17 protein-coding genes and 2 pseudogenes are annotated in these 19,326 nt (G+C 72.5%); 14 read left to right on the plus strand and 5 right to left on the minus strand.

Annotation, left to right across the window (positions count from 1 at the left end; all coding sequences use genetic code 11):
- The 5 genes from AB1673_12705 to AB1673_12725 all read left to right on the plus strand — a co-directional run.
- Nucleotides 1-327, plus strand: a 327-nt coding sequence (locus AB1673_12705; protein MEW6154832.1) for a MauE/DoxX family redox-associated membrane protein, incomplete at its 5' end; no start/stop codon positions are given.
- A gap of 5 nt (nt 328-332) precedes the next feature.
- A complete protein-coding gene (locus AB1673_12710; GenBank protein MEW6154833.1) occupies nt 333-1,115 on the plus strand; it encodes a hypothetical protein in 783 nt (260 codons plus the stop codon).
- Between the two features lie 94 nt (nt 1,116-1,209).
- Nucleotides 1,210-1,800, plus strand: coding sequence for a hypothetical protein (locus AB1673_12715; GenBank protein MEW6154834.1), 591 nt, complete (start codon nt 1,210-1,212; stop codon nt 1,798-1,800).
- Between the two features lie 209 nt (nt 1,801-2,009).
- Complete coding sequence (locus AB1673_12720; GenBank protein ID MEW6154835.1) at nt 2,010-3,479, plus strand: hypothetical protein; 1,470 nt, start codon at nt 2,010-2,012, stop codon at nt 3,477-3,479.
- Between the two features lie 63 nt (nt 3,480-3,542).
- Complete coding sequence (locus AB1673_12725) at nt 3,543-4,916, plus strand: FAD-dependent oxidoreductase (protein ID MEW6154836.1); 1,374 nt, start codon at nt 3,543-3,545, stop codon at nt 4,914-4,916.
- 56 nt (nt 4,917-4,972) lie between these two features.
- On the opposite strand, the gene AB1673_12730 is transcribed toward AB1673_12725, so the two are convergent.
- Entirely contained in the window at nt 4,973-5,563 is a 591-nt protein-coding gene (locus AB1673_12730; GenBank protein ID MEW6154837.1) for a GNAT family N-acetyltransferase, read from the minus strand.
- A gap of 28 nt (nt 5,564-5,591) precedes the next feature.
- On the minus strand, nt 5,592-7,355 hold the full coding sequence (locus tag AB1673_12735) for an acetyl-CoA carboxylase biotin carboxylase subunit (protein MEW6154838.1): 1,764 nt from the start codon (nt 7,353-7,355) through the stop codon (nt 5,592-5,594).
- Nucleotides 7,356-7,378: 23 nt separating this feature from the next.
- On the opposite strand from AB1673_12735, the gene AB1673_12740 reads away from it, so the two are divergent.
- Complete coding sequence (locus tag AB1673_12740; protein ID MEW6154839.1) at nt 7,379-8,161, plus strand: biotin--[acetyl-CoA-carboxylase] ligase; 783 nt, start codon at nt 7,379-7,381, stop codon at nt 8,159-8,161.
- A gap of 10 nt (nt 8,162-8,171) precedes the next feature.
- Here the strand turns inward: AB1673_12740 and AB1673_12745 are convergent, their stop codons facing one another.
- Genes AB1673_12745 through AB1673_12755 form a run of 3 tightly spaced genes read right to left on the minus strand, consistent with a single transcriptional unit; the run spans nt 8,172 to nt 10,431 of the window.
- Nucleotides 8,172-8,558 (minus strand): SET domain-containing protein, encoded by a 387-nt coding sequence (locus tag AB1673_12745; GenBank protein MEW6154840.1) that lies wholly within the window; start codon nt 8,556-8,558, stop codon nt 8,172-8,174.
- 20 nt (nt 8,559-8,578) lie between these two features.
- Nucleotides 8,579-9,406, minus strand: a complete 828-nt coding sequence (locus AB1673_12750) for an aminotransferase class IV (GenBank protein MEW6154841.1) — start codon at nt 9,404-9,406, stop codon at nt 8,579-8,581.
- Nucleotides 9,403-10,431: an anthranilate synthase component I family protein gene (locus AB1673_12755; GenBank protein ID MEW6154842.1), complete on the minus strand. Its 1,029-nt coding sequence runs from the start codon at nt 10,429-10,431 to the stop codon at nt 9,403-9,405. The genes AB1673_12750 and AB1673_12755 overlap by 4 nt, the downstream gene beginning before the upstream one ends.
- 57 nt (nt 10,432-10,488) lie before the next feature.
- Here AB1673_12755 and AB1673_12760 point away from each other — a divergent pair, with 57 nt between their 5' ends.
- The 8 genes and pseudogenes from AB1673_12760 to AB1673_12795 all read left to right on the plus strand — a co-directional run bounded on the left by AB1673_12760 (nt 10,489) and on the right by AB1673_12795 (nt 19,321).
- Nucleotides 10,489-11,946, plus strand: coding sequence for an LCP family protein (locus AB1673_12760; protein ID MEW6154843.1), 1,458 nt, complete (start codon nt 10,489-10,491; stop codon nt 11,944-11,946).
- A gap of 28 nt (nt 11,947-11,974) precedes the next feature.
- Entirely contained in the window at nt 11,975-13,039 is a 1,065-nt protein-coding gene (locus AB1673_12765) for a glucose-1-phosphate thymidylyltransferase (GenBank protein MEW6154844.1), read from the plus strand.
- Nucleotides 13,040-13,043: 4 nt separating this feature from the next.
- Complete coding sequence (gene rfbB, locus AB1673_12770; GenBank protein MEW6154845.1) at nt 13,044-14,060, plus strand: dTDP-glucose 4,6-dehydratase; 1,017 nt, start codon at nt 13,044-13,046, stop codon at nt 14,058-14,060.
- Between the two features lie 10 nt (nt 14,061-14,070).
- Nucleotides 14,071-14,925 carry a dTDP-4-dehydrorhamnose reductase gene (gene rfbD / locus AB1673_12775; protein MEW6154846.1) on the plus strand — a complete coding sequence of 285 codons (855 nt, stop codon included), beginning with the start codon at nt 14,071-14,073 and terminating at the stop codon, nt 14,923-14,925.
- A 145-nt stretch (nt 14,926-15,070) separates the two neighbouring features.
- Entirely contained in the window at nt 15,071-16,339 is a 1,269-nt protein-coding gene (locus AB1673_12780) for a UDP-glucose/GDP-mannose dehydrogenase family protein (GenBank protein MEW6154847.1), read from the plus strand.
- Nucleotides 16,336-18,192 (plus strand): annotated as a pseudogene (locus AB1673_12785) (GDP-mannose 4,6-dehydratase). The gene AB1673_12780 and the pseudogene AB1673_12785 overlap by 4 nt, the downstream one beginning before the upstream one ends.
- A 6-nt stretch (nt 18,193-18,198) precedes the next feature.
- Nucleotides 18,199-18,609, plus strand: a pseudogene (locus AB1673_12790) (NAD-dependent epimerase/dehydratase family protein).
- On the plus strand, nt 18,602-19,321 hold the full coding sequence (locus AB1673_12795; GenBank protein MEW6154848.1) for a glycosyltransferase family 2 protein: 720 nt from the start codon (nt 18,602-18,604) through the stop codon (nt 19,319-19,321). The pseudogene AB1673_12790 and the gene AB1673_12795 overlap by 8 nt, the downstream one beginning before the upstream one ends.
- Nucleotides 19,322-19,326: the final 5 nt, after the last annotated feature.

Here is a 19,326-nt window from a genome sequence, read left to right on the forward strand (position 1 = left end):
GGCTTCTACGCCGCCTTCGCGGGCTTCGTGGCCCTGGCGCTGGCCCGCCGGGCCCCGGTCGCCGACTGCGGGTGCTTCGGCGCCCGCCAGTCGCCGCCCACCGCCCTCCACCTGGTGCTCAACCTGGCGGCCGCGGCCGTGGCCGCAGCCGTTGCCGCGGGCGGAGGCGGCAACCTGGCCGCGGCCATGCGGGGCCAACCGCTGGCGGGCGTGCCCTTCCTGCTCCTGGCGGCCACGGCTACCGCCCTGGCCTGGGCTGTGCTCACGGTGCTGGCCCAAGCCATCGCCGCCAGTCGGGCCCCGGCGGGCGCGGGTCCCGGCAATTGAGGACCATGGCGTCGCTCGTCGTTCTTCAGGGTGTCGCCCTCGTGCTGCTCTCCCTGCTGGTGGTCGGTCTCTTGCGCACCCACGCCGAGATCCTGCGATCGCTCCACCGCCTGGGGGTAGGCGCCGACCCGGCCGGCGCGGGTGCGGTGGCCGTCGGCCTGAGGTCCCGCCCTTGGACGAACGGACGCCCAGCAGTGAGCGGGGTTGCCGAGGGCAGCGACCTCTCGGGTACGACCCCGGCCGGGGCACCGGTCGAGGTGGCAGTGCGGGGGACGGGCCATGACACCCTGGTGGCCTTCCTGTCGAGCACGTGCGCCACCTGCACCGGTTTCTGGCACGCCTTCGCCCACGGACCGTCCGACCTCGGCCTGCCGGCCGGCGCCCGGCTGGTGATCGTCACCAAGGACATGGGGGCCGAGGATGCCGGCCGCGTGGCCCATCTGGCCCCTCCCGACCACCCGGTGGTCATGTCCAGCCCGGCGTGGGACGCCTACGGCGTTCCCACCACGCCCTACTTCGTCCACGTGGACGGCAGGACCGGAGCAGTCGTCGGCCAGGGGGCGGGGGCCGACTGGGCACAGGTCAGCGCCCTGCTGCGCCAAGCCGTCGGAGACGGCTCGGCGGGGCGGCAAGCCGAGGGTGGCCACGCCGACACCGACGAACGGCTCCTGGCCGCCGGCATCCGCCCCGGCGACCCCCGCCTCTACCCCGACGCCGGGCCGCCGTCGGGGCCGGCCGGGCCCGGGACAGGCGGGGCGGGCGACGACGCCCGGGCCGGCCGGGAGTGAGCGGGCGGTGGTGACCGCCGCGCTGGTCAGCGCCGGGATCGCGGTGGCCATGGCCGCTGGCCTGCGCTCGACGTGGTCGCCCTGAGGGGAGTCGATGCTGGCCAGCATCCACCCGCTCGGGGAGCGGGGACGCCGACAACGATGGGGAGTCACGGTCGGGTCCTACCTGGTCGCTTCGGTGGCGTCGGCCGCCGCCCTGGGGGCCGCCCTGGGCCTGGCCGGTGCCGCCCTAGGCGCCCCCGGCCGGTGGGCGGCCCTGGTGTTCGTGGCCCTGGCCGTGCTCGGGGCGGCCCTCGATACCGGGGTCGGGGGCCTTCACCCGCCGACCGTGCACCGCCAGGTGAACGAGCTGTGGCTCGACCGTTACCGGGGCTGGGTCTACGGCTCAGGCTTCGGCGCCCAGCTCGGCCTGGGCGTGGTGACCATCGTCAGCACCTCGGCCGTATACCTCGCGTTGGCGGCCGCCCTCCTGAGCGGTTCGGCGATCGGTGGCCTGGCCATCGGCACGGCCTTCGGGGCGGTGAGGGGGGCCCTGGTGCTGGCCGGGGCGGGCGTCCGCGGCCCCGATCAGCTCCACCGGCTGCACCTCCGCCTCCAATCCTGGTCGGGCCCGGCCCACCGCCTGGCCATCGGCACCCAGGCCTCTGCGGCGGCGGTGGTCGGTGTGGCCCTCATCGCCGCTTAGAGCTCATGTTACGGACGCGTTGCACATGGGGGCCCTGGGCGCGCCTAGGCTGGGGTCGAGACCAACCCGAGGAGGCCCGGCTGTGAGCTATCAGCCATGCCGGTCCCGCGGCGAGGGGCGGAGCAGCACGCCTTCCCCCGTGCGAGGCCGAACGACTGCGCGACCCACCCAGGGCATGAACGCGCGGACCGTCAACCAGGAGGTACGCAATGGCTGAACCCGTGGCGCGCAGGCGCCCCCTGGCCGTGCTGGCCCTGATGTTCGGGCTCGTCGGAGGCGCCTTGGCGTTCCCCGGCTCGGCCTACGCCGCCGTCTACACGACCACGCTCACGTGCACGTCACCCAGCGTGTGCGGGGCGGCCACGACCGATCCCACCCCCCCAGGGGGTGTAAGCGTCACGGCCAGCCTCTTCCACGGCTCGGTACCCGCCCAGGTCTTCGAGGTCGTGCCCGCCGGTGGGGCGGCGGTTACCTCGGTGGTCGGTACCCGCAGCGGCGGAGGCTCGGCCAGCCCGGTCGACAGTTCCGGCAACCTCCACACCTTCACCCTCAACGATGACTACATCGCCGAGCTGGTCGTGACCTGGAACGACAATGCCACGACCACCACCTCGTCTACCAGCACTTCTTCCACCAGCTCAACCTCAACCTCGAGTACAAGTTCAACCTCGACGACGACCACCAGCACCACCCTGCCGCCCCGCGGTCCTGGTCACGGGCCCAACGAGATCCAGTCCGCGGACCGGGCCAAGTCGTCCCCCGGGGCGGCCTCGGTGCGGGGCTTCAACCGCCTCGACGTGGTCGTGCGTGACGGCGGAGAGATCTTCTGGACCCGCGAGGACTTCCCCAACACGGCCTGGACCGGGTACGTGAACCTGGGTGGCCCCCCGGGCGGGGCCCAGGGCAACCCGGCCATCGCCTCGTGGGGCCCAGGCCGGCTCGACGTGTTCGTCCAGGGCACCGACGACAAGCTGTGGCAGAAGTTCTCCAACAACGGCGGGGCAAACTGGTCCGAGTGGGTACGGCCCTTCCCGCTCGTCAGCGGGGCCGGGCTCGACGACGAGGGCAAGCTCACGGCCAGCCCGACGCTGGCCACCCGGGGCGTCAACCGCCTCAACGTGTTCGTCGTCAACGTGGACGGTGACGTCTACGAGCGCTTCTACGACGGCCCGCACGTCGGCTGGAACTCGGGCTGGATCTTCCACGGCAAGCCGTCGGGCGGCCTCCACGGGGACGCCGAGGTGCGGTCCGACCCGGCGTCGGTGGCCTGGGGCGGCGAGCGCCTCGACCTGTTCGTGCGGGGCGCTGACAACCAGCTCCACCAGAAGTTCTACGACGGCAGCGGCTGGTCGGGCTGGGGCAAGCCCGTCGAGGGCAAGGCCTTTGGTTACATTGCCGGCAACCCTGGAGTTCACCACCCCATGACCCCGGCCGTGACCCTCAACTCTGAGCCCGAGCTGGCCTCGTGGGACACCGGCAACCTGCTGTTGTTCGCCCGGGGCAGCGACAACCGGGTCTACGCCGTCGCCTACGGCAGCGGGGGCTGGGGTAGCTGGGTGTTCATCGGGCGCCAGACCGACCGGTGGTCCGAAGGCCCCGGCGCCACGTCTCGGGGGCTGAACCGGTTCGACGTGTTCCTGGCGGGCACCGATGACCGGACCTACCACGTGTGGCAGTAGCCATCTGAGCTGAACCTGGGCCCTCCGGGTGGCCGCCGCCATCCGGAGGGGTAGGTTGGCCACGTGCCCGTACGTCCCGTCCGGCTGGTCGTCATAGGGGGCGGTCCGGGTGGCAACCAGGCCGCCACGACCGCCGCCAAGCTCGGCGCCCAGGTCACCGTCGTGGAGCGCGACGTTGTGGGTGGGGCCGCCCACCTGTGGGACTGCATCCCCTCCAAGGCCATGATCGCCACCGGCAACGCCATGGCCTTCATGCACCGGTCGGCGGGCATGGGCTTGGCCGAGCTCACGGCCTCGGTCGACGTCGACGCCCTCAAGCGGCGCATCGCCGACATCGAGGGCCACCTGCGGGGTTCGGTGGTCGACCTGCTCACCAGCCAGGGCGTGCGCCTCGTCGAAGGCACGGGCCGGCTGCTCGACGCCCACACGGTGGCCGTCGACGGCCCGGCCGGGGCTGAGGAGTTGGAGGCCGACGTGGTCGTGCTGGCCACCGGCAGCCGGCCCCGCATCCCGGAGTGGGCCGCCCCCGACGGCGACCGGGTGCTCACGACCCGCCAGGCCTATCCCCCTCCGGCCATACCAACCCATCTCGTGGTCGTGGGCTCGGGAGTCACGGGTGTCGAGTTCGTCCACATGTTCAGGTCGTTCGGGTCGAACGTCACGTTGATAGTCAGCCGCCAGCAGGTGTTGCCGGGACGCGACCCCGAGGTGGCCGCCGCCTTGGAGGACGACTTCCTACGCCGGGGGATCAGCCTGCTCAAGGGGGCCAAGGCCGAGAGCCTCGACCTGGGCCCCGAGGGCGGCGTGGTCGTCAACTGCGACGACGGGCGCAAGGCCCGGGGCAGCCACGTGCTGCTGGCCATCGGGTCGGTGCCCAACTCCGACGGGCTGGGCGCCGAGGCCGCCGGGGTGGAGGTCGACGGCCGGGGGTTCGTCCCCGTCAACCAGCACTGCCAGACCAACGTGAGCCACATCTACGCGGCCGGCGACCTGTCGGGCAAGCTGCCCCTGTCCTCGGTGGCTGCCATGCAGGGCCGCAAGATCGCCGAGCACGCCATGGGCCTGCACACCCGCCAGCACCGCCACCTGGACTACGAGCTGGCCGCCCAGGCCATCTTCACCGAACCCGAGATCGCCGAGGTGGGGGTGCACGAGGCCGACGCCTTCGCCCTGGGGCGCAAGATCCGGGTGACCAAGGTGCCGTTCGCGGCCAATGCCAAGGCGCTGATCAACGACGACCCCCGGGGGTTCGTCAAGATCGTGTCCGACCCGGCCACCGGCGTGGTCCTCGGGGGGTCGATCGTGGGCCGCCACGCGGCCGAGCTCATCGCCGTCATCGCCTTGGCCGTGACCGCCGGCCTGCGGGTCAGCGACGTGCTCGACAGCCTGCTCGTCCACCCCACCCTGGCCGAGTCCCTGGCCGACGCCTCCGACTGACGGCTCATGACCGGCGGTACACAAGGCGCGAACGGCCGCTGACCACCACTGGCCGGCTAAGCCCTGGGGCGGGCGCGGTAGAGGACGTGACGGCGCAGAGGGTGCTCGGGAGGCAGGCGGGGGTGCTCGAAGTCACCGGCGCGGTCGCGGGCCATGCCGATGCGCTCCATCACGGCCCGTGAGCGGGCGTTGGCCGGTCCGGTGAACGAGACGACCTCATCGAGGCCCACCTGCTCGAAGGCGAAGGCCAGGGCAGCCGCCGCCCCCTCGGTGGCGTAGCCCCGGCCCCAGCACGGCCGGGCCAGCCGCCACCCGATCTCCACCGCGGGGGTGAACGGGGCCTCGAAGCCCACCCGGCTCAGGCCTACGAACCCGGCGAAGGGCACACCACCGGGCACCTCCACGGCCCACAAGCCGAAGCCCTCGGCCTCGAAGTGGGCCTCAATACGAGCGACCATGGCGTTGCTCGCCGAGCGGTCGAGCACGTCCGGCATGTGGGCCATCACCTCGGGGTCGGTGTTCAGGGCGGCGAACGGCTCGAGGTCGCTCTCTCGCCACCGCCGTAGCACCAGCCTGGCCGTGCGCACCTGCGGCCCGATCAGGACCGGGCACCCCGAGGCGCGCTGGTGCAGTAACCCTTCCTCCACGGACAGCCCAGTCGCACAGAAGGGGCCCTCACGCCGGTTCGATGACCACCAGCAGGTCGCCACCGGCCACGGTGTCGCCGGGGCGGGCGCGCACGTCGGTGACGGTGCCGGCCACGGGCGACTCCACCTGGTTCTCCATCTTCATGGCCTCCAGCACACACAGGGCCTGGCCGGCCTCGACCTGCTCGCCCACGGCCACGAACACGGTCACGATCGTGCCCTGCATGGGGGCTGTGACCCGACCGGCGCCCGCCGGCCCGGCCGCCTCGGCCCGGCGGCGGGCGCGGGCCTGGGGGCTGCCCGCAGGCGGGCGGCCGGGGACGACCTTGGCCGCCTCGGACTCGTGGACCCGCACGTGGAAGCGCCGGCCGTCGACCTCTACGTCGACCTCCCGCCCCGGCGGGCGAGGGGCGCCAGGGTGGAGCACCCCCCCACCACCGCCGATGGACGAGAAGTCGAGACGCTCCTCCAGCCACCGGGTGGAATGGGAGCCGGCCACGAAGTCGGGGTGCTCGAGGACGGCCAGGTGAGCGGCCACATTGGTGGCCACTCCCTCGATGACCGTCTCGCGCACGGCCCGGACCATCCGGCGGCGGGCCTCGTCGCGCGTCGCGCCCCAGGTCACGACCTTGGCCAGCAGGTTGTCGTAGTGCTGGCTGACCGTGTCCCCCACACCGATGCCAGCGTCGACGCGCACCCCGAAGCCCCCGGGCCGTGAGAAGCGGGTGATGACCCCGGGGGAGGGCAGGAACTTGCCCCCGGCCGGGTCCTCGGCGTTGATCCGGCACTCCATCGACGCCCCCCGCCTCACGACCGACTCCTGGGTGAAGGACAGGGGCTCGCCGGCCGCCACCCGGATCTGCTCGGCCACCACGTCGATCCCCGTCACCATCTCGGTCACCGGGTGCTCGACCTGGAGGCGGGTGTTCATCTCCAAGAACCAGGCCTCGCCGTCCTGGTAGAGGAACTCGACGGTGCCCGCGTTGGTGTAGCCGCAGGCCCGGGCCACCTTCACGGCCGCCTCGCCCATCCGGGCCCGCGTCTGCTCGGGCAGGGCCGGGGAGGGCGTCTCCTCGATCAGCTTCTGGTGGCGGCGCTGGACCGAGCAGTCGCGCTCTCCCAGCCACACCACGTTGCCGTGGGTGTCGGCTATGAGCTGCACCTCGATGTGGCGGGGCCAGGTCAGGTAACGCTCGAGGTAGACCTCGTCCCGCCCGAACGACGAGAGCGCCTCCCGCTGGCACGCCTCCAGGGCGGCGGCCGCCGACCCCGCGTCGTGCACCACCCTCATCCCCCGGCCGCCACCCCCGAAGGCCGCCTTGATGGCCACCGGCCACCCGTGACGCTGGCCGAAGGCAGCCACCTCGCCGGCCGACCGGGCCGGTTCCAGGGTGCCTGGGACGGGTGGGACCCCGGCGGCCGTGGATGTCACCCGGGAGGCGATCTTCTCGCCCATGGCCTCGATGGCTTCAGGGGGCGGGCCGATGAACGTGACCCCTTGGGCGGCCACGGCCCGGGCCACATCGGCTCGCTCGGAGAAGAAGCCGTAACCCGGGTGCAGGGCGTCGGCCCCGCTGCGGCGGGCCACGTCGAGCACGGCCTCGACGTTGAGGTAGCTCTCGGCCGCCGTCTGCCCGCCTATGGCGTAGGCCTCGTCGGCCAGCCGGACGTGGAGCGACCGGTGGTCGAGGTCGGAGTAGACGGCGACGGTACGGATGCCGAGGTCCTGGCAGGTGCGCATGATGCGCACTGCGATCTCCCCCCGGTTGGCGATGAGCACCTTGGCGAACATGGGCGCCCTATCGTGCAGCCCCAGTGGACGGCTCCGCCAGCACGGCCGCCCCGCAGGGGCCTTGGTTCGGGGACGTACGCCGGTACGCCGAGCTGGCATCGACGAGCTCCACGGCCGCCGCCCTGGTGCGGGCGGCGCCCGAACTGGCCGGCCAGCTGGTGGTGGTGGCCGACCACCAGAGCGCCGGGCGGGGGCGCCTGGGGCGCCGCTGGGAGGCCCCGGCCGGGTCGTCGTTGCTGGTGTCGGTCGCGCTCGGGCGACCAGGGCGGCCCGGGCGGGGCCGGCTCCCCGCCCCCCTCGCCACCCTGGCCATGGCCGTGGCCGCGGTGGAGGCGTGCACGGCCGTGACCGCCGTGGACCTGGCCCTGAAGTGGCCCAACGACGTGGTCACCCCCGGCGGGGCCAAGGTGGGCGGGGTCCTGGGCGAGGCCGTCGGCCAAGGGGCGGACCAGGCCGTGGTGGTGGGCCTGGGCCTCAACTTGAACTGGGGGACGGCCAACCCGCCCGCCAACGGGGCGTCGCTCGACCGGATGGCCGGGGGGGCCGTCGACCCCGAAGCCGTCCTGACCGCGCTGCTGGACCACCTGGCCCGGGCCCTGCGGGCCAGCCCCGAAGCCCTGCTGGAGCGGTACCGAGGGCTGTGCACGACCCTGGGCCGCCGGGCCCGGGTGGACTTGGGCCCGGGCCGCCCCCCTCTCGAAGGCACGGCTGTGGCCGTCACCGACGAGGGCCACTTGGTCCTCGACGACGGCAACGGGAGCCACGTCGTGGCCGCCGGGGACGTGGTCCACCTGCGCCCGGCCTGAGGCCCGGCGGTCACTTCCTGACCGGGAAGTCGACGGGGGCGGTGGCGTCGGGCTCGCCGTGGTAGTTCATGGTCAGCTCCTCGCCCTCGGTGATGTCGCGCAGGGCGATGAACTCGATCACCCGCGGGCGCACGTGCCGCTGCGAGTAGACGTTGGGTGTGTAGGAGTGGTTCAGGAGCGAGCACAGGCCCAGGGCCAGGGCGGTGTCGTCGGTGCCGTCGCGCCAACTGAAGCAGTAGCGGGCCACGATCGTCTGGCTGAGCAGGGGCCACTCGGCGGCCGGCATGACCATCACCGGCGCCCGCTCGATCACCTCGCCGGCGGCGATGGGGCGCGACGCCCGCAGGCCCCGGCCCTTGCCGGGGATGGAGGCCACCCGGGCGCACGGGCTGTCCATGGCGGCCATCCTGCCCGCTCTCAGGGGTCGAGGTCCGCGCCTACCAGCGCCCGGAAGGCGGCAGCCGCCTCCGCCGTGCGGGGCCCCGGGGCCGAGAGCAGGGGCCGGCGGTCGACGGTGGCGATGGGCTGGACCTCGCGGGTCGACGACGACAGGAAGGCCTCGGACGCCTCGGCCAGCACCTCCACGCCCACGTCGGCCTCCTCGACGTCCACCAGTTCGCACAGGAGCTCGCGGGTGACCCCGCCCAGGCACCCCGACGACAGCGGGGGCGTGACCAGGCGCCCCCCGACCACCAGGAACACGTTGGTACCCGTGCCCTCGCACAGGTGACCGGCCAGGTTGGCGAACACCGCCTCGCCCGCCCCCCGGGCCTCGGCCCAGGCCAGGGCGACCACGTTCTCGGCGTAGGACGTCGTCTTGGCGCCCACCAGGGGGCTGCGCTCGTTGCGGGGCCAAGGCGCCACGGCCACGTCGGCCGTCTCCGGCCACCGGGCCATGGGCCCGCCGGCCACGATCACCGTGGGGGCCCCCCGGCCCCGCGCCGGGCCCAGCGGGGACGGCCCGCCCGTCACCGTGACCCGCAGCCGGCCGGCGGACAGGCGGTTGGCCTCGACGACCTCGGCCATGGCCGGCCGCAGGACGTCGGGCCCGGGCGCGTCCAGGCCCAGGACGGCCGCCGACCGGGCCAGCCGGTCCAGGTGGCGGCCGGTGGCGAAGGGCACACCCCGGTAGACCCGTAGCGTCTCGAACACCCCGTCCCCGGTGAGCAGACCGTGGTCGAAGGGCGAGACCCGGGCCTCGGAGGCATCCAGCAGGCGGCCGTCGAGCCACACCACCGGGCTCACGCCCGCCCCCCGACGGCCACGACCCCGGCAGCCGCCCCCAGCAGGCGCCGGGCCTTGAGCTCGGTCTCCTCCCACTCGGCGGCCGGTGCCGAGCCCCACGTGATCCCGCCTCCCACCCCCAGGTGCAACTCGCCGCCCTCGGTCCAGAAGGTGCGGATGGCCACGTTGAGGTCGCCCTCGCGGCGGTCGGCGTCCACCCAGCCCACCGCGCCGCAGTAGACCGAGCGGCTCACGGGCTCGAGGGCGCCGATCATGCCCAGGGCGGCCAGCTTGGGGGCACCGGTGACAGACCCCGGGGGGAAGGTGGCGGCCAGCAGCTCGGGCCACCCCACCCCCGCCCGCAGCCGGCCCTGCACGGTGCTGACCAGGTGGAAGAGGCCAGGGTGGGCCTCGACGTCGCAGAGCCCAGGCACCTCCACCGAGCCGAACTCGCACACCCGGCCCAGGTCGTTACGGACCAGGTCGACGATCATGACGTTCTCGGCTCGGTCCTTGGCCGTGAACCCGCCGGCCACGGCCGCCGTACCCTTGATGGGCCGGGACTCGACGACCCGGCCCTGGCGCCGCAGGAAGCGTTCCGGGGAGGCCGAGGCCACGTGCAGCCCCAGCGACGGGAGATCGACCACCGCCCCGTACGGGGCGGGATGGGCGGCCAGCAGGTCCTCCCCGAACGACAGGGCGTCGAACCCGTCGGGCAGGGCCGTCGACAGCCGCCGGCACAGGTTCACCTGGTAGACGTCCCCGGCGGCGATCGCCTCCCGCACCTCCTGCACCCCATGGAGGAAGCCGGCGCGGTCGAGGCTCGACCTCCAGCCGGCCAGGGGGACGGCCGCCGAGCGCCGGCGGTAGGGCCCGCCGGGGGCGCGCTGCCAGGACCGGAAGCGGGCACAGACCGCCCGGCCCTCATAAGGCAGCACCACCACCCAGCGGCCCGCGCCGTCGAGCGCGCAGAGGTCGTCGGTCACCTCTTCGAGACCACTGCACCTCCACCCGCCGACCAGGGCGAGATCGACCGCGGCGCTCACCCTCCCAGGATAGGAGCGTGCCCAGGAGGGCCATACCGGAGGCGGTAGCCTTCGACCGTGGCTGCACCCGCGGACCTCGTTCGCCGGGGCCGACCTCCCGGCCCGCCGCGCCCGCGCGCCCCGAGGTCGCGCCACCACCGCCCGCGCTGGCTCACGTGGACGCTCAACAGCCTCATCGTGCTGCTCGCCCTGGCCGTGCTGGCCACCGGTGGGGGTTACCTCTACCTTCGCAACCAGATCGACAAGATCGCCCGGGTCGACATCCCCATCCTGGCCGACGACGAGCCCGGCAAGGTCATGAACGTGCTCCTCGTGGGGTCCGACACCCGCGACAACGTCTCGGGCGACCTGAGCGTCATCACCGGGGCGGGCTCGGAGGCGGGCCGCGACGGCCTGAGCGACACGATGATGGTGCTGCACGTCGACCCCGTGCAGCAGAAGGCCGCGATCCTGTCGATCCCCCGCGACCTGTGGACGAACATCAACGGCTACCACGACAGGATCAACAGCGCCTTCGCCATCGGCGGCCCCCAGTTGCTGGTGAGGACGATCCAAGACAACCTGGGGATCAAGATCAACCATTACGTGCAGGTCGACCTGGAGGGGTTCCGCAACATCGTCGACACCGTGGGCGGGCTCGACATCCACATCAACGCGCCCGCCCGTGACCACTACAGCGGCCTCGACCTGCCCGAAGCGGGCTGCGTCCGCCTCGACGGCTACCAGGCCCTGGCCTACGTGCGCAGCCGGTTCTACGAGTCCTACGAGGCCGGCCGGTGGGTGACCGACGAGACGTCGGACTTCGGGCGTATCAACCGCCAGCAGGACTTCATCCGCCGCATGATGCGCAAGGCCCTCTCGGCCGGTATCGGCAACCCCATAACCCTCAACCGCCTGGTCAACATCGGCGTCAGCAACCTGACCATCGACTCGGCCATGTCGACCAAGGACATGGTCAACGTCGCTCGGCGGTTCCGGTCGCTGGACGCCGACTCGGTCGACATGCAGACCCTTCCCACCGAGCGCTGGATCACCCCCGGCGGGGCCGACGTGCAACTGCTGATCGAGGAGGAGGCCCAGCCTCTCATCGACCGGATCAACGGCATAGTGCCCGCCGAGGTCCCGCCTGTACGCCCGTCGGACACCCGCGTACGGGTGCTCAACGGGTTCGGGGGCGACGGGGCAGCCAGCTCAACCGCCTTCGCGCTCCAGGGCCTCGGTTTCCTGGTGCCGGGCACCCCGGGCGACGCCGACTCGTTCACCTACGACCGCACCGTCGTCCGCTACGGCCCGGGAAAGCAGGACAAGGCCCAACTGCTGCACAGCTACCTCATCGCAGGGGCCAGCCTGGAGATGGACTCCACCCTGGGCACCGTCGACCTGGCCCTCGTGGTGGGCGCCGACTACGCGGGCGTACGCCCCAGCCCGGCCGGCCCCGACTCCAGCCCGACAACCACCCTCGTCCCCCAGGACCCGGCCCCCGAGGCCCGCGGCTCGACGCAGCCCGCGTGCTGAGGGCCGGGGCCGCACCAAGGAGGCCCTCATGAAGGCCATCATCCCCGCGGGCGGGGCCGGCACCCGGCTGCGGCCGATAACCCACACGAGCGCCAAGCAGCTCGTCCCTGTGGCCAACAAGCCGATCCTCTTCTACGCCCTGGAGGCCATCGCCGACGCCGGCATCGTCGAGGTGGGCCTCATCGTGGGCGACACGGCCGATGAGATGCGGGGCGCGGTGGGCACGGGCGAGCGCTGGGGCCTGAAGGTCACCTACATCCCCCAGGACGAGCCCCGGGGCCTGGCCCACTGCGTGCTGATCGCCCGCGAGTTCCTGGGTGACGACGACTTCGTCATGTACCTGGGCGACAACCTGCTGGGCGAAGGGGTCACCGAGTTCGTCCGCCTGTTCGAGGAGGAGGGGGCGGCGGCCCGCATCCTGCTCGTTCGGGTGCCCGACCCCCAGCACTTCGGGGTGGCCGAGCTCGACGGCGACGGCACCGTGGTGCGCCTGGTCGAGAAGCCCAAGTCACCGCCTTCCGACCTCGCCCTGGTGGGCGTGTACCTGTTCAACGCGGCCATCCACGAGGCCGTCCGGGCCATCCAGCCCTCGTGGCGGGACGAGCTGGAGATCACCGACGCCATCCAGTGGCTCATCGACCAGGGCCACCCCGTGCGCAGCCAGGTGGTGGCCGGCTACTGGAAGGACACGGGCCAGGTCGAGGCCCTGCTGGAGGGCAACCGGCTGGTACTGGAGTCCGTCGAGCCCGCCATCGAGGGCATGGTCGACGACGAGTCCCGCCTGGTGGGCCGGGTGGTGGTGCAGCCCGGGGCCGAAGTGGTGCGCTCGATCATCCGTGGCCCGGCCATCATCGGCGAGGGCACACGAGTGGTCGACAGCTTCATCGGCCCGTTCACGTCGGTCTACTACGGCTGCGAGATCCTGCGCTCGGAGATCGAGCACTCGATCGTGCTGGAGCAGAGCAGGATCGTCGACATGGCCCGCATCGCCGATTCCCTGATAGGCAAGCAGGTAGAAGTGTGCCGATCCCGCTCCCGCCCCCAAGCCCACCGGCTGATCCTCGGCGATCACTCGCGCGTCGACTTGGTCTAACCCGGTGAACCTCCTGGTCACCGGCGGAGCCGGCTTCATCGGGTCCAACTTCGTGCGTTACTGGGCCGAGCACCATCCCGACGACTCAGTGGTGGCCTACGACGTGCTGACCTACGCCGGCGACCGGGCCAACCTGGCCGGCCTCGAGGGCCGGGTGCCGCTGGTCGTAGCCGACGTGTGCGACACGGCCACGGCCGAGGAGGCCATGGCGGCCCATGGCACCGACGTGGTCGTGCACTTCGCGGCCGAGTCCCACAACAGCCTGGCGGTCATCGACCCGGGCCGGTTCTTCCGCACCAACGTCATCGGCACCCAGTCGATGCTGGAGGCCGCCCGGCGGGCCGGGGTGGCCCGCTTCCACCACATCTCCACCTGCGAGGTCTACGGCGACTTGGCCCTCGACTCCGACGAATCGTTCTCCGAGGACTCGCCGTACCGGCCCCGCACGCCCTACAACGCCTCCAAGGCGGGCGCCGACCACGCCGTGCGGGCCTACTCGGAGACCTACGGCCTGCCGGTCACGATCACCAACTGCTGCAACAACTACGGGCCCTACCAGTTCCCCGAGAAGGTCATCCCCCTGTTCGTGGCCCAGGCCCTCGACGACCAGCCCCTCCCCCTCTACGAGTCGGTCGACAACCGGCGGGAGTGGGTCCACGTGCTCGACCACTGCCGAGCCGTCGAAGCCGTCCTCCAACGGGGGCGGCCGGGCGAGACCTACCACGTGGGCACGGGCGTGGAGCGCAGCATCGCCGAGATCGCCGACCTGGTGCTGGCCACCCTGGACAAGCCCGCGGACTTGAAGCGGATCGTCCCCGACCGGCCCGGTCACGACCGCCGCTACCTGCTCGACTCCTCGAAGATCGAGCGGGAGCTCGGGTGGACGCCCACCATCGGGTTCGCCGAGGGCCTGGCCCAGACGGTGGCTTGGTACGCGGCCAACCGCGGCTGGTGGGAGCCCCTCCGGGGCCGGGCCCCGGTGCAGGAAGCGTCGGCCTGGGCCGGCCCCCCGGGCGGGTAGGGCGAGCCGGATGCGAGTGCTGATAACCGGTGCGGGCGGCCAGCTCGGCCGGGAGCTGGAAGCCGCGTTCGCCCAGCCCGGCCAAGGCCGCCCGTGGGACGTGGTGGCCTGCGACCGGGCCGCCCTCGACGTCTCGGACCGCGACCAGGTGATGCAGGCCGTGGGCGGGGCCCGCCCCGATGCCGTTGTCCACGCCGCCGCCTGGACCGACGTGGATGGCTGCGAGGGCGACCCCGACCGAGCCCTGGCGGTCAACGCCCTGGGGACGCGCCACGTGGCCGAAGCCACCCGGGGCGCGGGCGCCGACCTCTGCTACATCTCGACCGACTACGTCTTCGACGGCACCGCCGGCCGGCCCTACCACGAGTGGGACGCCACCAACCCGCTGTCGGTCTACGGGCGGTCGAAGCTGGGCGGCGAGCACGAGGCCGGGCCGGCCGCGACCATTGTGCGCACGTCGTGGCTGTGCGGGCGCCACGGCCGCAACTTCGTCAAGACGGTCCTGACCAGGGCTTCGGCCCGCCAGCCCCTGCGGGTGGTGGACGACCAGTGGGGCTGCCCCACCTTCGCCACCGACCTGGCCGTGGCCGTGCGCCGGCTGGTCGTGGGCCGCCTGCCGGGGACGTTCCACGTCACCAACCAAGGCGCCACCACCTGGTACCGGTTCGCCTGTGACATCGTGGCCGCGGCCGGCCTCGACGCCGGCCTGGTGTCGCCCATCACCACGGCCGAGCTCGACCCGCCCCGGCCCGCCCCCCGCCCGGCGTCGTCGGTCCTCGACAACGCCGCCCTACGCCTGGCCGGCCTGCCCCTGCTGGCCGACCACCATGAAACGCTGGCCCACCTCGTCAAGGAGTTGACCTGACCCCGCACCCCCTACTCTTGGCCCCCATGAGCGAGGACAGCGCACGGGTTACCGCGGGGGCTGCGCCCCCGAGGGAACGAGGGCGTGCAGGCGCCCCCGACCGCGCGAGCGCCAGCGAGCCGGGCCCGTCCGGGGCCAACGCCCTATGAGCCGGATCGCGGTCGTGGGGTCGGGCTACGTGGGCCTGACGGCCGGGGCGTGCTTCTCCCACCTGGGCCACTACGTGCTGTGCGCGGACGTGGACGAAGACAAGGTGGCCCGCCTGGCCGCCGGAGAGGTACCGATCCTGGAAGCAGGGTTGACCGAGATGGTGCGTGAGGGCATCGCCGGGCGGCGGCTCAAGTTCGTCGTGGGCGCGGCCCAGGCCGCGGCCACGTGCGAGTTCGTGTACCTGTGCGTGCCCACGCCCCAGGGCCCTGACGGGGCCGCCGACCTCCAGTACCTGCGGGCCGCGGCGGCCGAGATCGGCCCCGTCCTCGCCCCCGAGTCGGTGGTCGTCAACAAGTCGACCGTGCCCGTGGGTTCGACCCGGGTGGTCGAGGAGACCCTGGGGCGCGACGACGTGTGGGTCGTGTCCAACCCCGAGTTCTTGCGGGAGGGGTCGGCGGTCCACGACTTCCTCCACCCCGACCGCATCGTCATCGGGGCCGACCGCCAGGAGGCGGCCACCCGGGTGGCTGCGCTCTACCGGGGTGTGCAAGCCCCGGTGATCGTCACCGACCCGGCCTCGGCCGAGATGATCAAGTACGCCTCCAACGCCTTCCTGGCCACCAAGGTGAGCTACGTGAACGCCGTGGCCAACGTGTGCGAGGCCGTGGGGGCCGACGTGCGCGACGTGCTGCTGGGCATGGGCTACGACACCCGCATCGGCTTCGAGTTCCTCCGCCCCGGCCCCGGGTGGGGAGGGTCGTGCTTTCCCAAGGACGTCACCGCCCTGGTAAAGATCGCGTCCGACGCTGGTTACGACTTCGGGCTGCTCCAGGGCGTGCTCGCCGTCAACCAGGAGCAGTTCGAGGTGATGGCCGGCAAGGTCGAAGCCCTGGCCGGCGGTTCGCTGGACGGCAAGAGGGTGGCCGTGTGGGGCCTGACCTTCAAGGCCAGGACCGACGACCTGCGCGACTCGCCGGCGCTGGCGGTCATCGCCCGCCTGCGCCAGCGGGGGGCGGCGGTCGCGGCCTACGACCCGGCCGTGGCCAGGCCCCTGGAGGGCATCGAGGTGTGCGCCGACCCGTACGCCGCCTGCGAGGGCGCGGCCGTGCTCGTCGTGCTCACCGAGTGGGACGAGTTCCGCAGGCTCGACTTCACCAAGGTGGCCGGGCTGCTGGCCGCCCCGATGGTGGTCGACGGCCGCAACCTGCTCGACCCAGCCGCCCTGCGGCGCCTCGGCTTCACCTACAGCGGCGTCGGCCGGTGAGGGTCGTCGTCACCGGCGGAGCCGGGTTCCTCGGCTCCCACCTGTGCCGCCAGTTGCTGGCCCGGGGCGACGAGGTCATCGCCATCGACAACCTGGTGACCGGTTCGCTGCGCAACATCGACGAGCTCTTCGGCAACAAGGCGTTCACCTTCCAGCACCACGACGTGAGCAACTTCGTCCACGTGCCCGGCCGGGTGGACGCCATCTTGCACTTCGCCAGCCCGGCCTCGCCCGCCGACTTCGACCGCATCCCCATCCCCATCCTCAAGGTGGGCAGCCTGGGCACCCACAACACGCTGGGCCTGGCCAAGGACAAGGGCGCCCGCTACTTCCTGGCCTCGACCAGCGAGGTCTACGGCGACCCCCTTGTCCACCCCCAGCCCGAGACGTACTGGGGCAATGTCAACCCCATCGGGCCCCGGGGGGTCTACGACGAGGCCAAACGCTTCGCCGAGGCCATGACGATGGCCTACCACCGCCACCACGGCGTCGACGTGCGCATAGTCCGGATCTTCAACTCCGTGCTGGCCGACGAGCAGGTCCTCTACGACGACGGCACCGAGCTGCGGCGAGAGGCCATCGGCGACCTGGCCGCCCGCCTGGGCTCCCCCTTCTCCGACCTCGAGGGCTACACGGTGCCCGCCTTCGACCGCAAGGGGGCCGTGCGGGCCAGCATGGCCGTGGCCCTCGTGGGCCACCCCCCCACCGGCCCGTGCTTCGAGGTCCGCACCTCGCTGGGCCGTACCGTGCGGGTGACCGGTGACCACAGCCTGTTCGTCCCCGGCCCGGGCGGCCCCGAGCGGGGCGCGCAGGCCAGGCCCGTCAACGACCTGCGCCCCGGCGACCAGGTGGCCGTGGCCGGCCGGGCCGACGTCGTCGTACGCGACCGGGCGACGGTGGACATGGCCGAGCTGTGGGACGCCCGGGGCCGCGACCCGTGGACGCTCGACGTGCGCGCTCCCGGTCTCGGGGCAACGGCCTACGAGCACCGCCAGGACCTGCTGACCGCCTTCTTGGGGCACGCCCCCTCCACTGCCAAGGACCGGCGGCGGGCCATGTGGGCGCGGGTGCGGACGTGCATCGAGCGCGACCAGCTCCCCCTGGGTGCCCTGCGCGAGCTCAGCCTGGCCGTGCCCGCCGACGCCATGGTCAAGCCTCACGGCACCGGCAACCCGGTCGAGCTACCCCTCACCCTGGTCGTCAGCAACGAGCTGCTGTGGCTGCTCGGGCTCTACTGCGCCCGCGGCTGCCGATACGAGTCCGATCGCGACGCCTTCGTCTCGGTCACCGCCCCCGAGGCCACCCTCGACCAGGCGGCCAAGATCGTCGAGCGCGACCTCGGGCTGCGGACGGTACGCAGCGGGGGCGCGCTCTACGTGCACTCCCGGCTGCTGCTCGACCTCTTCGCCCACCTGGGCTTCACGGCCGGGCCCAAGCGGGCGCCGGGCTGGGTGATGGGCCTGCCCCTGGCCCGTCTCAAGTGGTTCGTCGAGGGGCTGCGCGAGGGCGAGGGCGGGCAGTCGGGGCTTCGCTTCGACACCGTCCGCCACGAGTTCTCCACCACGTCCGACCTGCTCAAGGACGACCTGGTGGTCATCCTCGGCCGCTTCGGCCTGGTGCCCACGGTGAGCCGGCGGACGCACCGCTACCCCCACTGGCTGGTGGCGGTGGCCGACGTCCACCCCTGGAGCCCCCTCGACTGGGACCGGGGCGTCAGCCAGTCGCTCGACGCCCCCCGGTGGGGCGACGTGGTGTGGGCCACGGTCACCGAGGTGGTCGAAGTACCGGCCACCCCTTTGGTTTACGACTTCTGCGTGCCCGGCCGCGAGAACTTCTGGGCGGGAGCGGGCGTGCTGTGCCACAACACCTACGGCCCCCACATGCGCCCCGACGACGGCCGGGCCGTCTCCAACTTCCTGGTCCAGGCCCTCGAGGGCCGCCCCCTGACCGTCTACGGCGACGGCCGCCAGACCCGCAGCTTCTGCTACGTCGACGACGAGATCAGGGGCCTGCTGGCCCTCCTCGACAGCGACCACGTCGGTCCCGTCAACGTGGGCAACCCCAACGAGTTCACCATCCTCGACCTGGCCCAGGCCGTGCTCGAGGTGACCGGCTCGAAGTCCGAGCTGCACTTCGAGCCCCTGCCCGTCGACGACCCGACCCAGCGGCGGCCCGACATCACCCTGGCCAAGAGCCTGTTCGGCTGGGAACCGGCCGTCGACCTGGCCACCGGCCTGGCCCGCACCGCAGAATGGTTCCGCCGTGACTGACCCCTCCGCCGACGTCCCCGAGTTCAAGACCCTGTCGGTGATCGTGCCCGTCTACAACGAGCGCAACACCGTGGCCGAGATAGTCAGGCGCATGCGCAAGGTCGACCTGCCCCTCGACCTGGAGATCGTCATGGTCGACGACGCGTCGCACGACGGCACGGCCGACATCCTCAAGGCCCTGGAGGACTCCACCGTCCAGGTCGTCCAGCACCCGGCCAACGCCGGCAAGGGGGCGGCCATCCGCACCGGGCTGGGCCACGTGCGGGGCGACCTGGTGCTGATCCAGGACGCCGACCTGGAGTACGACCCCGACGACTGGCCCAAGCTGCTGGCCCCCGTCCTCAAGGGCAAGGCCCAGGTCGTCTACGGCAGCCGCTTCACAGGCGAGCGCCGCAACATGCTCTTCACCCACTGGGTGGGCAACCGCTTCCTCTCGCTCGTCACCAACCTGCTCTACAACACCACGCTGTCGGACATGGAGACCTGTTACAAGCTGTTCGACCGCCGGGTGCTCGACGGGATCACGATCGACTCCAACCGGTTCGACTTCGAGCCCGAGATCACGGCCAAGGTGCTGCGCCGGGGCTACCGCATCTACGAGGTGCCCATCTCCTACGCCGGCCGGGAGTACCACGAAGGCAAGAAGATCACGTGGAAAGACGGGTTCCGCGCCCTGTGGGTGCTGGCCCGCTACCGGTTCTGGAGGGCATGAGAGGC

The organism is Actinomycetota bacterium (assembly GCA_040754375.1).
Taxonomy (GTDB): Bacteria; Actinomycetota; Acidimicrobiia; order Acidimicrobiales; family AC-14; genus JBFMCT01.

What these genes read in the sequence shown, in the direction of transcription:
- rfbD (MEW6154846.1), top strand. Translation starts at nt 14,071, where the DNA reads ATGCGAGTGCTGATAACCGGTGCGGGCGGCCAGCTCGGCCGGGAGCTG.
- AB1673_12765 (MEW6154844.1), top strand. Translation starts at nt 11,975, where the DNA reads ATGAAGGCCATCATCCCCGCGGGCGGGGCCGGCACCCGGCTGCGGCCG.
- AB1673_12735 (MEW6154838.1), bottom strand. Translation starts at nt 7,355, where the DNA reads ATGTTCGCCAAGGTGCTCATCGCCAACCGGGGGGAGATCGCAGTGCGC.
- AB1673_12780 (MEW6154847.1), top strand. Translation starts at nt 15,071, where the DNA reads ATGAGCCGGATCGCGGTCGTGGGGTCGGGCTACGTGGGCCTGACGGCC.
- AB1673_12715 (MEW6154834.1), top strand. Translation starts at nt 1,210, where the DNA reads ATGCTGGCCAGCATCCACCCGCTCGGGGAGCGGGGACGCCGACAACGA.
- AB1673_12710 (MEW6154833.1), top strand. Translation starts at nt 333, where the DNA reads ATGGCGTCGCTCGTCGTTCTTCAGGGTGTCGCCCTCGTGCTGCTCTCC.
- AB1673_12745 (MEW6154840.1), bottom strand. Translation starts at nt 8,558, where the DNA reads ATGGACAGCCCGTGCGCCCGGGTGGCCTCCATCCCCGGCAAGGGCCGG.
- AB1673_12720 (MEW6154835.1), top strand. Translation starts at nt 2,010, where the DNA reads ATGGCTGAACCCGTGGCGCGCAGGCGCCCCCTGGCCGTGCTGGCCCTG.